Here is a 16,926-nt window from a genome sequence, read left to right on the forward strand (position 1 = left end):
GGGGCCGCCGATGAAATCAACCGACCCTCAATTCCACAGGCCGATCTTTTCCAGTTCCTGCTTGAAGTTGTCGCGCGTGATCAGCGTCACGTCGTCCATGGCGGTGTATTTCGGCGGTTCTTTGCCGGTGGTGACCCACTCGTGCATCATGCTGGCGGTGTTGTAGCCCTCGATGTGCGGGCTCGGCAGCATCGAGCCGAAGAAGCCGCTGTTGGCTTTCTTCAATTCGCCGATGGCATCGGTGCCGTTGATGCCGATGCCAATTACGTTAGCCGCGGCAAAACCGGCGCTTTCGGTGGCGCGCACGCCGCCCAGCACGGTGTTGTCGTTCATCCCGCCGATGATCAGGTTTTTCGCCGCGCCCGGCAGTTTCACCAGCGCCGAGTTGGTGGCATCCATACTGCCCGGCACGTCGAGGGTTTTCAGCGCCGAGAACAGAATGTGGTCTTTCGGCATCCCGGCGTCTTCCAGGGCTTTAACCGAACCGTCGGTGCGTTTCTTGCCGGTGTCGAGTTCGTTGAAGGTGTTGATCACCGCATAGGTTTCTTTCCAGTCCCAGCCGCGTTTTTTCGCTTCGGCGGCCATGGCGGCGCCCTGCTTCTGGCCGACTTCGAAAGCTGCCATGCCGAGGTACGGCACGTCCTCCATGAACTTGCCGCCGGCATCGACAAAGCGGTCATCGACGGCGATCACTTTCAAACCGTTGAGTTTGGCCTTAGCCATGATCGCCGGGCCCAGGGATACGTCCGGCGGGCAGATCACGAAGCCCTTGGCGCCGTTTGCTGCCAGGCTGTCGATGGCCGAGAGGGTTTTCTCGCCGTCAGGTACAGCGATCTTGATGACCGTGAAGCCCTTGTCCTTGGCGGCCTTTTCAGCGAAGGCCCACTCGGTCTGGAACCAGGGCTCTTCGGCTTGCTTGACCAGAAAACCGATCTTCACCTCCTCGGCCGCCAGCAACGTACTGCTCAGGCTGACCGCGGTGACCGCCAAAGCGGCACAGCACAGGGAACGGATCCCACGACGACGTTTCATAAGCTGACTCCTTGTTGTTTTTTTTGAGCGTTATTTGAAAGCCAATACAGCGGTCAAAGCATGCAGCCAATAGTCATATCGTATGATGATTGGATTTCAGACGTAGTTTTGCGCCTGAAAGCCAAGTTATTCAGTCGTGGTACATGACCGAACGCCCACCATCGATGGTGATGCACGAAGCGTTGATGAACGGTGCTTCATCGCTGGCCAGGAACACGGCGGTCATCGCCACTTCGATTGGCTGGCCGATGCGGCGCGGTGGATGCAGGTCGAAGGCCCGCTGACGTTCGGCATGGGGGTCGGCAAAACCGTTCCAGTAATCGACGTTCAGTTGGGTTTCGATGTAGCCCGGCGCGATGGCGTTGACGCGAATGCCCTTGGGGGCGTATTCGATGCCCAAGGCACGGGTCAGCCCAAGCAGGCCATGCTTGGCCACCGGGTACGGGAAGCAGCCGGGAATGATGTGGGTGGAATGGGTCGAGGCGATGTTGATGATGCTGCCGATGCCCTGCTCGATCATCTGCGGCAGCACGGCTTTGCAACCATACCAGGCGCCGTCAAGGTCAATGGCGAAGCAGCGGTGCCAGTCTTCCTCGGTCATTTGCAGCGGGTCGCGGAACACATTGACCCCGGCGCAGTTGACCAGCACGTCGATCCGGCCGTGAAGCTCAATGGCCAATCCGGCCATGTCGTGCAGGTCTTGTTGGCGCGATACGTCGGCCTTGATCGCCACGACATCCGCACCTTGTTCACGCCAGTGCGCCGCGACCTTTTCGACTTTCTCGGCCTGAATATCGCTGATGATCAGCTTGGCCTGCTGGGACGCAAAGGTCGCGACAATCGCTTCGCCGATGCCCTGAGCGGCGCCGGTCAACAGCACGACCTTGTTTTTCAGGCGCTCGCCCTTGGGCGGTTCCGGCACTGGTGGCAAGGAAAGAGGTTCAGCCATGGATCAACACTCCTGTTCGAAGACACGACGAAAACCGGGCATCTGTCGATGTCCGGTCAAAAGGCTTTTTGGAATAGGCAGGCAGGCGTGAAAACGCCCGGGCGCCAGGGCGGCCTGAAGCACTGTCGCCCCAAGGGAGGACGGTGGAATATCGCTGCATCACTTCACCTGTTTTGTTTTTTTAAGTGTGAGTGCGTGTAACTGATGGGGCCGACTATAAACCCGGCCGCTAAGTAATCTCAATATATAATTTTACATCCCATATTTTGGGATTTAACCCGAGAATCTCCGACAGGGTTTTCCGGGCACATCGACTCGAACCGACAACAAGGCACCATCCAATGGGTGGTTGATCGGGCTCGCCGCACTGGTGATGTATAAGGTTTTGAAGTCTTCGCCACCGAACACACAACTGGTGGGGCGGCTGACAGGCAGTTCGATCACCCGATCGACATGACCGTCCGGGGTCAGCCTGAGCAGGCAACTGCCGTCCCAGCGGGCATTCCAGATGTAGCCCTCGGCATCCATCGCCGAGCCGTCGGGACCGCCCCGTTCGTGGGGGCCAAACCAGACGTAGGCGGTGTCGAGGTTGCCGTCGGTATGGATGAAATGTTGGTACAACGTGCCGTCGAGGCTGTCGGCGAAATACAGGGTTGTGCCGTCGTCGCTCCACAGTAACGTGTTGGGGATGCCCAGCCCTCGCAGCAGCGGCGTGACCCGAGCATCGCAGTCGATGCGAAACAGGCCACCGGAGCGGCGCACGATGGGCAAGTCTTCGCCGAGCTCGCCGATGTTGTTTTGCATAGTACCCAGCCAGAGCCGGCCCAAGGCATCGCAGCGGGCTTCGTTGGCGCGATTGCCGGGTTGCGGATCGGCCACGCAGAGCAAGGTCAGCCTAGGTTCCAGGCCGGGAGAGTTCAGGTCCAGTCGATAAACCCCGCTGTTCAACGTCACCAGGGCGTCGCCGCTTTCGCAGGGGATGAACGCGGACACGTGTTCCGGCATCTGCCAGATTTCCACATTGGCGCCGATCAATCGCAGCGCCTGTTGGCCGGCGATATCAACCCAATACAGCGCCTGGGTCGGTGCATCCCAGAACGGGCCTTCACCGAGTCGGGCACGGTGCTCCGTTACCGCAGTCCACGTCATGAAACCTCCTTTTTATTGCTTTTATCTGGGAGCGAGCCTGGTCAGCCTGCCTTCTTGTCGGCCATGACTTGGGGGTAGAAGCGCTTGATCGCCAGGTCGGCGTTATCGATCAGCGTCATGCAGGCCCACACACCCCGCGCGGCATCCCGGGCGGCGATGGCGTCGGCCATGTCTTTGTGAATCGGCAAGGTTCGGCGCAGTTCGTCGGGGTCGGCGGCAGACACTTCGAAAGACACCGCCAGCAGCGCGCCGAGGGCTGGGACCATTTGTTCGATGAATTGATTGTGGCTGGCGGCGAGGATGCACTCGTGAAAGAACTGGTCGGCGCGGTTGTAATCAACTCCACTGTCCACCGCTCGTTCCAGCGCGTTGTAGGCCTGAAGCACCGCTTGCACTTGTTCCGCCGTTGCGCGCTCACAGGCCCAGCGCACCGCCATCGGTTCGATGGTACGGCGCAGGTCGAGCAGGTCATCGACGAAGTTTTCCGGCAAACCGCTGCGCGACAACCAGCCGACGACTTGCGGATCGAAGAGGTTCCAGCGCCGTACCGGCAACACGCGCGTGCCGACCTTCGGCCCGACTTCAAGCATGCCTTTGGCGACCAGGGTTTTGATCGCTTCACGGATGACCGTACGGCTGACCCCGAGCTGCTCACCCAAGTCGGCTTCAACCTTGATGGTTTGACCGGGCTTCACCTGGCCAGCGGCAATCCAGCACCCCAGCCAATCAACCGTCGACGCGTGAAAACTGCTGGACATGGGTACCTCACCGCCCCGATGGAAAAAAGCGACACGACACAAAAGCCGTTCGCGATGGATGCCCACGCTAATCATCATATGATTGAGTGTCAATTGGATTTTCAGGTGTCTTGAAAATACCGACGTGCCTCCCTTGACCAAAGGGATTTGAACCCTCCCCCTTTGTAAACTACGGTTAGCCCGCAACAGATCAGGCAGTTTCACTAAAATCCGCTATCGATAGGTATGAATATGGACATGGATGCGTCTACGAAATACCCCATTGTGTTGGTTCACGGTCTTTTCGGCTTCGACAGAATCGCCGGTTATCCGTACTTCTTCGAAATCGAGGAAGCCCTGGAGCGTGCTGGTGCCCAGGTGTTTGCCGTGAATATTCCAACCGTCAACGGCAATGAAGAACGTGGTGAAAAACTGCTCGAACACGTCGACCGCATTTTGCGGGAAACGGGAGCCGCCAAGGTCAATCTGATCGGCCATAGCCAAGGCCCCCTGGCCGCACGCTACGTCGCAGCCCTGCACCCGGAAAAGGTCGCCTCGGTCACCTCGGTCAGTTGCCCTAACCACGGCTCCGAGATTGCCGACCAACTGCACAAGGCACTGACACCGGGAGAATTACCCGAAGCCTTAGTGTTGGCCTTGTTGAGCGCAGTCGGCACCTTCATTTCGTTGGTCAGTGGCCACCCGGAAAATCCCGTCGACCCTCAAGCGGCGTTTGAATCGCTGACCAGTGCAGGACTGGCCGCCTTCAATCGCAAATACCCGCAAGGGCTGCCAAAGGTCTGGGGTGGAGAAGGCAACGAAATTGAAAACGGCGTGTATTACTACTCCTGGAGCGGGATCGTGCAGAACTTTCAAAGCCTGCAACTCCTCGACCCGACCCATTTGAACTGTAAGGTGCTGTCGCAGTTATTTTATAAAGAGAAGCACGCCAACGATGGGCTGGTTGGCCGCTACAGTTCGCACCTGGGCAAAGTGATCCGCTCGGATTACCCCATGGACCATTTTGATGCAGTCAATCAGATGGCCGGGATCAACAGTTGGAACGTGAGCCCGGTGATGCTCTACCTTGAACATGCCGCCCGGCTCAAGAGCAAGGGGTTGTAAGCCCATAAAAAAATGGCCCGTTGCAATAACGGGCCGTTTCGTTTCCAGCGCTCAACCCGTTACGGCTCAAGCCCGATAGGGAAGAACTCACCGCCGCTCCAGACGCCGAGCCAGCTCTGCCCGTCAATCACACGGCTCACCGCCAGCTCTACCAACTGGTAGAACACATTGCGGTGAATCAGCGCTTCAAGGTTGCTGCGCACATGTACGTAAGGCGCAGGCTCCTGAGTCAGCGGGTCGATCATCACGCGCATGGGGTGCTCGGCGCCGGCATCGGTCGTTTCATCGACGTTGGTGGTAAAGCGCAAGACCTGAGCCTCCCCCTCGCCTTCTACCTCCACGGCAATCGCCACGAACGGTGCGTCGTCGACCTTGATGCCGACCTTTTCGACTGGAGTAATCAGAAAGTAATCATCGCCGTCGCGGCGAATGATGGTGGAGAACAGCTTGACCATCGGCTTGCGCCCGATCGGCGTGCCCAGGTAATACCAGGTGCCGTCGCGGGCGATGCGCATGTCGATGTCGCCACAGAAGTCGGGGTTCCACAAGTGGACCGGTGGCAAGCCTTTGGTTTTGGGGATTTGTCCCAACAGATCATTGGCTTTTTGCGGGCCACTCATGGCGTTCTCCTTTGAATTACTGGTCGCTGAGCCCCAGCAGGCTACGAGCATATTGCTCCAGCGGTGGGCCCAACAGATCTTCTGGCTTGTTATCGTGGAACGTCAGTAAACCGCCACGACTCTTGATACGTGCAGTATCGATCAAATACTGGGTGCTGGTCTCGATCAACATGATTTGAATCACACCGCTGTCGATCCCCAGGCGATCCACATGCTCCTGATCGAGCCACTCGTCCGAGTTGCCGATGCGGTCATCGGCCTTGGCGAAACGGGTGTAAAGCAGGTAATGAGCGCCGGCGGCACGGGCTTCACCCATGGCCGCGTCGAGACCTTCCGGCGTGCGGGCACGGCGCACCATCGGGAAATATTCGATAAAGCCGTTGAAGGCTTCTTCGGCCACCACGTTAGGTCGCGGGTAGGCACTGCCCGGCGGTGCGAAGGCGCCCTGGGCGATGTAGATGAATGAGTCCGGCTGAATGCGGAAGTTATTCACGCGGCGGCTATCGCTGTGGTCCAGCAGCCCCGCGTCGCTCATGTGGTAGCGAGTGCCTTCGGCCATATCGCTGACATTCATGCAGCCACCAAGCGCCAAAACGGCCAGCAGCAAAACCAGGCTACGCATCCTACCCTCCAGAAGCCGGTGACGGAAAACCGGCGAATGGCCATGGGATGCAGCTTCCGCGCCAGCTCATGGGCATCGTCGCCTGGCAGAACGCAATCGCGGGCAAGCCACGCTCCCACAGGTTTACAAATATCCTGTGGGAGCGTGGCTTGCCCGCGATGAGGCCCAATCAGCCGCCAATAATCTTCATGATGGTTGCGCCACCAGAAAACGCTACTTCCTGCTTGTCCCCCAACGCTTTGACCAGCAGTCGCTGCAACGCCGGCAGTGCCTGGTGACGAGGTTTATCCAGCAGGTCGCCGACATAGTGGCGATTGCTCGACGACAGGCAGCCATGCAGCCAGCCAGTGGACGACAAGCGTAGACGCGAGCAGGTGCGGCAGAACGGGACGCTTTCGTTGGCAATCACGCCAAAGTGGCCCTGTCCCGGAATCTCGTAACGCACCGCCGTGGCATCGACCGGCGCGTCGGCCTGAAGGTATTCGTAGTGTTCGCCGATCAGGCTCAGCAACTGCTGAAGACTGACGAACTGTTGCAGGAAGGCGTTGGAATCGCTGGCCAGGTGGCCCATGCGCATCAACTCGATGAAGCGCAACTCGTAGCCGCGCTCCAGGCAGTAATCGAGCAGCGGCATTACCTGATCAAGGTTTTGCCCACGTAACGGCACCATATTGACCTTGATCTTGATGCCGGCCGCCGCAGCCTGATCCATGCCGTCGAGGACAGTCGCCAGATCACCACCACGCGCAATACTACGGAAAGCGCCCGCATCCAAAGTATCGAGGGAAACGTTGATGCGCCGAATACCGGCGTCCACCAGCAACGGCAGCTTCTTCGCCAACAACTGGCCATTGGTGGTCAGGCTGATGTCCGCCAGGCCCATCTGCCCGACGGCTGTCATGAAGGCTTCAAGTTTGGGACTGACCAGTGGCTCGCCACCGGTAATGCGCAAGCGCTCGATGCCCGCCGCTTCGATCAGATAGGCCACGCCGCGTGCCATCGCCTCGGCCGACAACTCATCCTGCGCAGCCACCAGCCGCTTGCCATTAGGCACACAGTAGGTACAAGCGTAGTTACAAGCGGAGGTCAGACTAATCCGCAAATTGCGGAAACGCCTGCCTTGACGGTCAACGATCATGGATCACTCCGGCGAAAGAAGATTCGAACGCGCAAAACTTGACTCACAAATCAAGTTTTAGCAAGCCCTATGCCTGAGTATATTCCTGCGGTACTGCGCCATGTAGCTAAATCATGGCGCAATAAGGCAACTGAATGGTTCAGCTGCTCGGCGTGTCGGTATCGCGTTTGCGCTTGTTGCCCATGCGCACGCCGATGTCCATCAGGAACTGGAAGAACCCCTCCTGATCTTCCAGCACATTGCTCCAGAACGGCGAGTGATACAGCGCCACGGCACCGTGCACCAACGCCCAGGCTGCGCAGTAATGGAAGTAAGGCGGCACGTCTTCGAGCTTGCCTTCGCTGATCCGGCCCTTGATCAGCAGGGTCAGACGTTCGAAGTTCGAGGCGCGGATCTTGTGCAGTTCCTCGACCATCTCCGGCACCTGGTTGCCCTTGACCACCTTTTCTTCCAGGCGATCGAACAACCGATAGCGTTGGGGATCGCGCATGCGGAATTCGAAGTAGGCCCGGGACAGGGCTTCCTTGTCCTTATCGACATCGGCGGAATGCAACAGCTCGTTCAAATCGCGCTCGTAATCGAGCATCAGGCGCAGGTAGATCTCTGCCTTGGATTTGAAGTGCTTGTAGATCGTGCCTTTGCCGATACCTACGGCATCAGCAATCATCTCGACGGTGACACTGTCTTCACCTTGTTCGAGGAACAGCTTGAGCGCGGTATCGAGAATTTCTTGCTCGCGGCGACGAAACTCACGGACCTTACGAGGTTCTTTATGCATAAGAAAAGGTCTGTAGGGGTCAAAATTCGAAGCCGCGTATTATGCCTAACTTACGCCAAAATGCACGGATCATCCGACCATATATGTGTTTCTTGATGAATTCACGCCACATCCCTGGCTGATGAGAACTCAACCGAAGCGCGCGTATTCCAAATTTGTTTAAAAACCCGACCAGCCAAACTGGACTCGGCGCGATACTGATCAATACTTCAACTGTCGGCGGGGCATCTCCCCCAAGTGTCGCGCCGATGAAGGTACCAAAGGATTGCGTGCCTTTGTTTTACTCCTAATGGTCTTAACCCGGATTCACCCCCCAGAACCCGGGTTTTTTTTGCCCGCGATTTGAGACCAAAGCCCCAGCGGAGCTGCTGAAAGCTGCAATACTTTCCGACGTTACGCCGATGCCCTGACGTGCGCCAACGGAAATAACCGCTTGAAATTCTCGGTGGTCTGTTCGGCAAATCGCTCGTAGGACTCACCTCGCAACATTGCCAGAAATTCCGCGACCTCACGCACGTACTGCGGCAGGTTCGGTTTGCCGCGATACGGGATCGGCGCCAGGTACGGCGAGTCGGTTTCCACCAGCAACCGATCGGCCGGCACCTTGCTGGCCACATCGCGCAAAGCATCGGCATTGCGAAAAGTGACAATACCGGACAAGGAAATGTAATACCCCATGTCCAGCGCAGCCTTGGCCATGTCCCAGTCTTCGGTGAAACAGTGCAGCACGCCCGCCTGAGGCAGCGCCGCCTCACGCAGCAGTTCGAGCGTGTCGGCCCGGGCGCCACGGGTATGGATGATCACCGGTTTGCCGGTCTGCTCAGCGGCGTGCAGATGCAGACGGAACGATTCCTGCTGCAACTCTGCCGCTTCCGGCTCGTAGTGGTAATCCAGGCCGGTTTCACCGATCGCCACCACCCGCGGATGATTGAGTTCGCGCAACAGCCAATCCAGCGCCGGAGCGGCACCCGGCTGCACGTCCAGCGGATGCACGCCGACCGAACAATCGACGTCGTCATAACGTTCGGCCAGGGCTTTGACATCGGCGGCGTTCTCAACGCTGACACCAATGCACAGAAAGTGCCCTACTCCCCTCTGACGGGCCGCGTCGAGCGCGGCATCCAGGGAGCCGTCGTGGGCGGTGAGGTCGAGGCGATCAAGGTGGCAATGGGAATCTACAAGCATAAAGGGCTGCAACTTACATCGTATGAGTGGGACGGTCGGACTTCAGGGCTCCGGCCAGATGGGTTTCGATTCGACTGCGCGCGGTATCGTCGCCTTCGTTGAATTGCACGCCGACTCCAGCGGCGCGGTTGCCCTGGGCACCTTTGGGGGTAATCCAGGTGACCCTGCCAGCGACCGGGATCTTTTCCGGCTCGTCCATCAGGTGCAGGAGCATGAAGACCTCATCGCCCAACTTGTAGCTCTTGTTGGTCGGGATAAACAGGCCGCCGTTCTTGATGAATGGCATGTAAGCCGCGTAGAGCACGGACCTGTCCTTGATGGTCAAGGACAAAATGCCATTGCGCGGCCCGGGACTTATGGGTTCGTTCATGCTGACCTCCGCTGTCTGATGATCAGAGTCTAGGCACGACAGTCACTTCTGGGTAGGCAACGATACCCATTGCACCAACAGCGCTTCCAGCAACAGCGCCGGATTGAGGTTGGCCTTGCTCATCACTTTCTGCCGCTGGGCGAGAATCCAGTCCTGGATATTCAGGACTTTATCCTGAGCGGCTTTTTGCGCCAGGTATTGAATGACCTTGCGCATGTCCGCCAGCCCAAGCCCCGCTTCATCCTGAGTCAACTGATAACGCAGGATCAGGCTCGACCAGTCGCAGAACCAGTCGAACAGCAGCAACATGGGAATGGTTTTCCATTCCTCGGCCAGTTGTGTCGGCGACTGCTGCTGCTTGAGCAATTTCTTCACGCCCTCGACCACCAGCGCCCGCTGCTCACGCACGCCCTGGGCCTGCAATTTGACCGCAGCCAATGGCGAACCGGCAGCAAGGGTCAGCAGTTCAATGCGCTCGTCTTCCGAGCAATCCGGCAACGTCTTGGCCAGCCACGCCAGGCTCATGGCTTCGCTCGGCAATGGACAGGCCTGTTGTACGCAACGGCTCTTGATGGTTGGCAGCAGACGGCTGGTCTGGTGGCTGACCAGCAGCAGCACGGTGTCGCCGGACGGCTCTTCAAGACTTTTGAGCAAGGCGTTGGCGGCGTTGATGTTCATCGACTCGACCGGCTCGATCAGCACCACTTTGCGACCGCCCATCTGCGAGGTCTGAACCACGAAGCTGACCAGATCACGCACCTGATCGACCTTGATCGCCTTGTCGGCCTCTTCCGGTTCCAGGACGTAGTTGTCGGGATGACTACCGGCCTTGAGCAGCAGGCAGGACTTGCACTCACCGCAGGGGCCCTGTGCGGTCGGGCGCTGGCACAACAAACTGGCCATCAAACGCTCAGCCAGCGCCCGCTTGCCGATCCCGGCCGGGCCATGCAGCAAATAAGCGTGGGCGTGCTGGGCACGACCGGCCAATTGCTGCCAGAGACTGTCCTGCCATGGATAGGCTTCAGCCACGGGTCAACTCCAGCAAGCGTGGCAGCAAGGCATCCAGTGACTGCTGAACCTGTGCCAGCGGTTGAGCGGCATCCACCAGGACATAACGCGCAGGATCTGCTTTGGCGCGATCGAGGAAGGCACTGCGCACGGCATCAAAGAACGTGCGGCCTTCAAGCTCGAAGCGGTCCAGGCGACCGCGGGCACTGGCGCGGGCCAGGCCCACTTCCACCGGCAGATCGAAGATCAGCGTCAAGTCTGGGCGCAGATTGCCCTGGACGAACGTTTCGAGGGTCGCAATGCGCTCCAGCGACAAACCGCGACCACCGCCCTGATAGGCATAGGTCGAATCGGTAAAACGATCACACAAAACCACCGCGCCACGGGCCAGCGCAGGGCGGATCACCTCAGCCAGGTGCTGGGCCCGCGCGGCGAACACCAACAGCAGCTCGGTGTCGGGGTTCATGACCTCATCGACCGGCGCCAACAGCACGTCGCGGATTCGCTCGGCCAGGGGCGTACCGCCTGGCTCCCGGGTCAACACCACCTCGATCCCGGCGGCGCGCAGACGCTCGGCCAGGTACTCGCGATTGGTGCTTTTGCCGGCGCCTTCCGGGCCTTCCAGGGTAATAAACAAGCCAGTCACAGGCAGTCCTTAATCAGAGTCATTGCGGGCTTTGCGGCGCGGGCGCATCCGGTTCGGGCGCTGGCGCTGGCTCTTGTGCAGAGTCTTGCGGCGCTACTTGTGGCACGTCTTCGGCCGCCCTGTCAGGTGAAGCCGCCGGGATCGGCGCCTGGGCATCTTCCGTCGGCGGCGCGGTAGTCGGTGCCGGGCTGGAACGGTAATCGGCACGGCGATTGAGCTGGAACTCCCGCACCGCGTTGTTATGGGCGTCCAGATCATCGGAGAACACGTGGCTACCATCGCCGCGCGCAACAAAATACAGGCTGTTGCCTTCCGCCGGATTCAACGCCGCATGGATCGCCTCACGGCCGACCATCGCAATCGGTGTCGGCGGCAGGCCAGCGATCAGGTAAGTGTTATACGGCGTCGGCTCCTTGAGATGGGCGCGGGTCAACTTACCGTTATAACGATCGCCCAAGCCGTAGATCACCGTCGGATCGGTCTGCAGCAACATGCCCATCTGCATGCGCCGCACGAACACGCCAGCGATTTGCCCGCGCTCCTGCGGCACACCGGTTTCCTTTTCCACCAGCGAGGCCATGATCAGCGCCTGATAGGGTTCGGTGTAGGGCACATCGGCAGCACGCTGGCTCCATTCCTTGGCGAGGACCTCATCGAGGCGGTCATAAGCTTTCTCGAGCAGATCGACGTCGGTCATGCCACGCACGAAACGGTACGTGTCGGGGAAGAAGCGCCCCTCCGGGAAAATCCCGCCGTGCCCGAGCTTGTCCATCACCTGGCTGTCGCTCAAACCGTTGAGGGTCTGTTCGAGCTTTTCATCCTTGGCCAGGGCTGCACGGACCTGATGGAAATTCCAGCCTTCGACCAGCGTCAGGCTGTACTGAACCATTTCCCCGCGCTTCCACAGGTCGATCAGCCCTTCGACTGTCATGCCGGGAAGCATGCGGTACTCGCCACTGTGTAGGGGTTGACCCGCCAGGTTGAAGCGCCAGTACACGCGCAGCCAGAAAGCGTCCTTGATGACGCCATCGGCTTCGAGTCGAATGAAAGTGCGGTTCGGCGTAGTGCCTTTGGGCACATCCAACAGCTCTTCCTTGGCGATGTTCAGCGGCTGTTCCAGCGCCGAATGGATTTTCCAGGCGCAAGCGCCCGCCAGCAGCCCCGCCAGAACCAGTCCGGTTTCCAGCAGCAGCAATAATTTACGTCTCACGAATCAAGCATCCAGTAGCGCACGGGCAATGGTTTGGAGTTTACGGGTGAGCGGCCCAACCGGCCAGCTCAGTGCGGCATAGGCGCGCACCGGCCAAACGCCATAAACGCTGTTGCAGACAAACACCTCATCAGCCCACTGCAGCTGCTCGAGGGTGATATCAGTGATGTGTGTGGGGATCCCCGACGACTCGGCTTGAAACAATAATTCTGCGCGCATCACGCCGGCCACGCCACAACGTTTGAGATCGGCGGTCACCAGCACACCATCGCGCACCAGGAACAGATTACTGAACACACCTTCGATCACCCGCCCGACCTGATCCAGCATCAAGCCTTCGGCATGCTCGGTATCCTGCCATTCGGAACGGGCGATAACCTGCTCCAGACGATTCAAGTGCTTGAGACCGGCAAGCAATGGCTGCTTGGAAAGCCGTGTCGCACAAGGGAACAGACGAACACCCTGCTTCGCATGCACAGCCGGATAGGCAGCGGGAGGATTGCCTTGCAGAATGCGCCGGGCCTGGGCCGAGGGATCGGGGGCGTAACCGCGCAGGCTGTCGCCGCGGGTGAGGATGAGTTTGAGCACACCCTCGCCCAGAGCGGCGGCATAGGCCAGCAGCTCCGCACGGATCAGCTCATGATCGGTGACAATCGCCAAGCGCGAACAGCCTTCGGCCAGACGCGACAAATGTCGACCCAGCAACAACGGCTGCCCGCCCTTGACGGCGATGGTCTCGAACAGACCATCGCCGTAAGCCAGGCCGCGATCTTTCAGCGACAAAGCGTCAGCCGGTTGACCGTCGACCCAGCTGTCCATCAGTCAGCGAACCGGCGGAACACCAGCGAGCCATTGGTACCGCCAAATCCGAAGGAGTTGGACAGCACCACGTCGATATCCATTCCGCGTGCGGTGTGGGGTACGAAGTCGAGGTCGCAGCCTTCGTCCGGCTCATCAAGGTTGATGGTCGGCGGGGCTATCTGACTGTTGATTGCCAGTACGCTGAAAATCGCCTCGACCGCCCCTGCCGCACCCAGCAAGTGACCGGTCATGGACTTGGTGGAACTGACGGCCAGTTTGTAGGCGTGATCGCCAAACACCGATTTGATCGCACAGGCTTCGGCGAGGTCGCCGGCCGAGGTCGAGGTGCCGTGGGCATTGATGTACTGCACCTGATCGCCATTGATCTTCGCATCGCGCAAGGCATTGGTGATGCAACGTGCAGCACCCGCGCCATCGGCCGGTGGCGAGGTCATGTGGTAGGCATCGCCACTGGTGCCGAAACCGATCAGCTCGGCATAAATGGTCGCGCCACGGGCCTTGGCGTGCTCCAACTCTTCAAGAACCAGTGCGCCCGCACCGTCGGACAGCACGAAGCCATCACGACCCTTGTCCCATGGACGGCTGGCACGGGCCGGCTCGTCGTTGCGGGTCGACAGTGCGCGGGAGGCACCGAAGCCGCCCATGCCCAGACCACACGCGGCCATCTCGGCGCCACCGGCGATCATCACATCGGCTTCGTCGTACATGATGTTACGTGCCGCCATGCCGATGCAGTGTGTACCCGTGGTACACGCCGTGGCGATGGCGTAGTTAGGCCCCTGTGCACCCAAGTGAATGGACAGGAAACCGGAAATCATATTGATGATCGAGCCAGGCACGAAAAACGGAGAAATCCGTCGTGGGCCGGAATCATGCAGTGTGCGGCTGGTGTCTTCGATATTGGTCAGACCGCCAATACCCGACCCCATGGCCACGCCGATACGCTCGCGATTGGCATCGGTGACCTCAAGACCTGCGTTACGCACGGCTTGAAAACCTGCAGCCAGACCGTATTGAATGAACAGGTCGAGTTTACGGGCTTCCTTGACCGACAGGTATTCCTCGACATTGAAGCCCTTTACCGAACCGCCAAAGCGGGTGGAATAGGCAGAAAGGTCGGTGTGTTCGATCAGACCAATGCCACTGCGGCCAGCCAGAATGCCCTGCCAGCTGCTCGGCACATCCGTGCCCAGTGGCGACAACATACCCATACCGGTGACTACGACGCGTCTACGCGACACAGCACTCTCCTTTTTTCAAATGACGACTTCGCACAAGGCCTAAAGAAAAAACCGCACGCCATGATGGCAGTGCGGTTTTTCCATGACAGCGAGCGACGACTAAAAACTATTACGCCTGATGGCTGGTAACGTAGTCGATTGCTGCTTGTACAGTAGTGATCTTTTCAGCTTCTTCGTCAGGGATTTCGGTCTCGAATTCCTCTTCCAGAGCCATCACCAGCTCAACGGTGTCAAGGGAGTCGGCACCCAGGTCTTCAACGAAGGAAGCGGTGTTGACCACTTCTTCTTCTTTAACGCCCAGTTGCTCAGCAACGATTTTCTTGACGCGCTCTTCGATGGTGCTCATACCTTGTTTTCACTCCTAATGGACAAATTCAGGCAGCTGGCCAGTGGGTAAGTGTATAGAAAGACTTTTCAGTTTTTCAACTGAAAGCTTCACTCCTCAAACCCTGCGGCCTTCTGCCGATAAAATAGATTGCAGCTTTATAACGGATTTTAGACAGCTCGTATGACATTTTTTTGAAGCAATCCGTCACATTTAACTCATGTACATCCCGCCGTTCACCGGGATTGTAGCCCCAGTAACGTAAGCCGCACCGTCGGACGCAAGAAAAGCGACCACAGACGCGATCTCTTGAGCTTGCCCCAGACGACCCAGCGGAATTTGCGTTTGCAAGGCTTCACGCTGCGCCTCGGGCAGTTCGCGGGTCATATCGGTGTCGATGAACCCTGGGGCCACCGAGTTTACCGTAATCGAACGCGAACCGACTTCACGCGCCAGTGCACGGCTGAAACCTTCCAGACCGGCCTTGGCGGCTGCGTAGTTTACTTGGCCTGCGTTGCCCATGGCACCCACAACCGAGCCAATACTGATAATTCGTCCCCAACGGGCTTTGGTCATACCGCGCAAAACGCCCTTGGACAGGCGGAACAGGCTGTTCAAGTTGGTATCGACAACGTCATGCCATTCGTCATCTTTCATGCGCATCATCAGGTTATCGCGGGTGATACCGGCATTATTGACCAGGATCGCCGGCGCACCGAACTGCTCCTGAATGCTCGCCAGCACGGCCGCTACGGACTCGTCGCTGGTGACATTGAGTTCCAGGCCAGTGCCCTGAATACCGTTTTCTTTCAGAGTGGCGGCGATACGCTCGGCACCCGATGCAGAGGTCGCAGTGCCGACAACGATGGCACCCTGACGACCCAGCTCCAGAGCGATAGCCTGGCCGATACCACGGCTGGCACCGGTGACCAGTGCAACTTTACCTTGCAGACTCATGCAAGCTTCTCCTTGATCAGACCAGCGCTGCACGGGCGGCAGCGAAAGCATCTGGGGTATTGAGGTTAGAGGTCGACACGCCTTCGGCGCAACGTTTGTTCAGACCGGCCAGGACCTTGCCCGGGCCGCACTCGACCAACTGGGTCGCGCCCTTTGCAGCCAGCGCCTGGACTGATTCGACCCAGCGCACAGGCTTGTAAAGCTGTTCAAGCAGATCGCGCTTGAGGGTTTCCAGATCGGCCGGCACGTCGGCACTGACGTTCTGCACTACCGGAATCTGCGGCACCTGCCAGTCGATCGCTGCGATCGACTCGGCGAACCGCTCGGCAGCCGGACGCATCAGCTCGCAGTGGGACGGCACGCTGACCGGCAACGGCATGGCGCGCTTGGCACCACGCGCCTTGCAGCCTTCGATAGCGCGTTCGACCGCAGCCTTGGCGCCGGCAATCACTACCTGGCCCGGCGAGTTGAAGTTGACCGCACTGACCACTTCACCTTGCGCCGCTTCAGCACAGGCTGCCAGCACGTCGGCATCGTCCAGACCGAGAATAGCGGCCATGCCGCCCTGCCCGGCTGGAACGGCTTCCTGCATCAACTGACCGCGACGCTCTACCAGCTTCACCGCGTCGCCCAGGCTCAGGCTGCCCGCAGCCACCAGGGCGCTGTATTCGCCCAGGCTGTGACCGGCAACGTAAGCCGGACGCGCGCCGCCTTCAGCCAGCCACAGACGCCACAAGGCGATCGAGGCGGTCAGAATGGCCGGTTGGGTTTTATCGGTTTGATTGAGTTGTTCTTCCGGCCCTTGTTGGGTCAGCGCCCACAGGTCGTAACCCAGAGCATCGGAAGCTTCTTTGAATGTTTCGAGGACCACCGGGTGTTGCGCGCCCAACTCGGCCAGCATGCCGAGGGACTGCGAACCCTGTCCTGGAAAGACGAATGCGAGGGAAGCAGACATGTAACAAGCCCCTAATGATCTTGTCGTCGGAGAATTGACGTTCCGCCAAGGGAACGC

The 16,926-nt window shown here is 59.1% G+C and carries 19 protein-coding genes; 1 reads left to right on the forward strand and 18 read right to left on the reverse strand.

Features of this window, described 5'->3' with window-relative positions:
- Positions 1-27: 27 nt before the first annotated feature.
- The 4 genes from J3D54_RS00415 to J3D54_RS00430 form a co-directional block, all read right to left on the reverse strand.
- Positions 28-1,032 carry a substrate-binding domain-containing protein gene (locus tag J3D54_RS00415; protein ID WP_253416243.1) on the reverse strand — a complete coding sequence of 335 codons (1,005 nt, stop codon included), beginning with the start codon at positions 1,030-1,032 and terminating at the stop codon, positions 28-30.
- A gap of 130 nt (positions 1,033-1,162) precedes the next feature.
- Positions 1,163-1,981, reverse strand: a complete 819-nt coding sequence (locus J3D54_RS00420; RefSeq protein WP_253416244.1) for an SDR family oxidoreductase — start codon at positions 1,979-1,981, stop codon at positions 1,163-1,165.
- 273 nt (positions 1,982-2,254) lie between these two features.
- The gene (locus J3D54_RS00425; protein ID WP_253416245.1) at positions 2,255-3,130 is read right to left on the reverse strand and encodes an SMP-30/gluconolactonase/LRE family protein; all 876 of its coding nucleotides are present in this window, start codon (positions 3,128-3,130) and stop codon (positions 2,255-2,257) included.
- Positions 3,131-3,171: 41 nt separating this feature from the next.
- Positions 3,172-3,888: a FadR/GntR family transcriptional regulator gene (locus tag J3D54_RS00430; RefSeq protein ID WP_253416246.1), complete on the reverse strand. Its 717-nt coding sequence runs from the start codon at positions 3,886-3,888 to the stop codon at positions 3,172-3,174.
- Between the two features lie 231 nt (positions 3,889-4,119).
- Between J3D54_RS00430 and J3D54_RS00435 the strand changes: the two genes are divergently transcribed.
- Positions 4,120-4,992 carry a triacylglycerol lipase gene (locus J3D54_RS00435; RefSeq protein WP_253426441.1) on the forward strand — a complete coding sequence of 291 codons (873 nt, stop codon included), beginning with the start codon at positions 4,120-4,122 and terminating at the stop codon, positions 4,990-4,992.
- Positions 4,993-5,051: 59 nt separating this feature from the next.
- On the opposite strand, the gene J3D54_RS00440 is transcribed toward J3D54_RS00435, so the two are convergent.
- From J3D54_RS00440 to fabD, 14 genes are all read right to left on the reverse strand, one after another.
- Positions 5,052-5,612 carry a DUF1285 domain-containing protein gene (locus tag J3D54_RS00440; RefSeq protein ID WP_253416247.1) on the reverse strand — a complete coding sequence of 187 codons (561 nt, stop codon included), beginning with the start codon at positions 5,610-5,612 and terminating at the stop codon, positions 5,052-5,054.
- Between the two features lie 16 nt (positions 5,613-5,628).
- Positions 5,629-6,234, reverse strand: coding sequence for a DUF4823 domain-containing protein (locus J3D54_RS00445; RefSeq protein WP_253416248.1), 606 nt, complete (start codon positions 6,232-6,234; stop codon positions 5,629-5,631).
- Between the two features lie 169 nt (positions 6,235-6,403).
- On the reverse strand, positions 6,404-7,372 hold the full coding sequence (locus J3D54_RS00450) for a GTP 3',8-cyclase MoaA (RefSeq protein ID WP_253416249.1): 969 nt from the start codon (positions 7,370-7,372) through the stop codon (positions 6,404-6,406).
- Between the two features lie 139 nt (positions 7,373-7,511).
- Positions 7,512-8,150 (reverse strand): TetR/AcrR family transcriptional regulator, encoded by a 639-nt coding sequence (locus J3D54_RS00455; protein WP_007942012.1) that lies wholly within the window; start codon positions 8,148-8,150, stop codon positions 7,512-7,514.
- A 393-nt stretch (positions 8,151-8,543) separates the two neighbouring features.
- Positions 8,544-9,335 carry a TatD family hydrolase gene (locus J3D54_RS00460; RefSeq protein WP_253416250.1) on the reverse strand — a complete coding sequence of 264 codons (792 nt, stop codon included), beginning with the start codon at positions 9,333-9,335 and terminating at the stop codon, positions 8,544-8,546.
- Positions 9,336-9,348: 13 nt separating this feature from the next.
- A complete protein-coding gene (locus J3D54_RS00465; RefSeq protein WP_019582736.1) occupies positions 9,349-9,705 on the reverse strand; it encodes a PilZ domain-containing protein in 357 nt (118 codons plus the stop codon).
- Positions 9,706-9,747: 42 nt separating this feature from the next.
- Positions 9,748-10,734, reverse strand: a complete 987-nt coding sequence (locus tag J3D54_RS00470) for a DNA polymerase III subunit delta' (RefSeq protein ID WP_253416251.1) — start codon at positions 10,732-10,734, stop codon at positions 9,748-9,750.
- Positions 10,727-11,359: a dTMP kinase gene (gene tmk, locus J3D54_RS00475; protein WP_253416252.1), complete on the reverse strand. Its 633-nt coding sequence runs from the start codon at positions 11,357-11,359 to the stop codon at positions 10,727-10,729. The genes J3D54_RS00470 and tmk overlap by 8 nt, the downstream gene beginning before the upstream one ends.
- Positions 11,360-11,378: 19 nt before the next feature.
- Positions 11,379-12,569 carry an endolytic transglycosylase MltG gene (gene mltG / locus J3D54_RS00480; RefSeq protein WP_253416253.1) on the reverse strand — a complete coding sequence of 397 codons (1,191 nt, stop codon included), beginning with the start codon at positions 12,567-12,569 and terminating at the stop codon, positions 11,379-11,381.
- Between the two features lie 3 nt (positions 12,570-12,572).
- The gene (gene pabC, locus J3D54_RS00485; protein WP_253416254.1) at positions 12,573-13,388 is read right to left on the reverse strand and encodes an aminodeoxychorismate lyase; all 816 of its coding nucleotides are present in this window, start codon (positions 13,386-13,388) and stop codon (positions 12,573-12,575) included.
- Positions 13,388-14,632: a beta-ketoacyl-ACP synthase II gene (gene fabF, locus J3D54_RS00490; protein ID WP_253416255.1), complete on the reverse strand. Its 1,245-nt coding sequence runs from the start codon at positions 14,630-14,632 to the stop codon at positions 13,388-13,390. The genes pabC and fabF overlap by 1 nt, the downstream gene beginning before the upstream one ends.
- Before the next feature lie 109 nt (positions 14,633-14,741).
- A complete protein-coding gene (gene acpP, locus J3D54_RS00495) occupies positions 14,742-14,978 on the reverse strand; it encodes an acyl carrier protein (protein WP_003175607.1) in 237 nt (78 codons plus the stop codon).
- A gap of 192 nt (positions 14,979-15,170) precedes the next feature.
- Positions 15,171-15,914 (reverse strand): 3-oxoacyl-ACP reductase FabG, encoded by a 744-nt coding sequence (gene fabG, locus J3D54_RS00500; RefSeq protein ID WP_007942004.1) that lies wholly within the window; start codon positions 15,912-15,914, stop codon positions 15,171-15,173.
- Positions 15,915-15,930: 16 nt separating this feature from the next.
- Positions 15,931-16,869 (reverse strand): ACP S-malonyltransferase, encoded by a 939-nt coding sequence (fabD, locus tag J3D54_RS00505; RefSeq protein ID WP_253416256.1) that lies wholly within the window; start codon positions 16,867-16,869, stop codon positions 15,931-15,933.
- Positions 16,870-16,926 lie beyond the last annotated feature (57 nt).

The sequence above is a fragment of the Pseudomonas sp. GGS8 genome (assembly GCF_024168645.1).
Lineage (GTDB): Bacteria > Pseudomonadota > Gammaproteobacteria > Pseudomonadales > Pseudomonadaceae > Aquipseudomonas.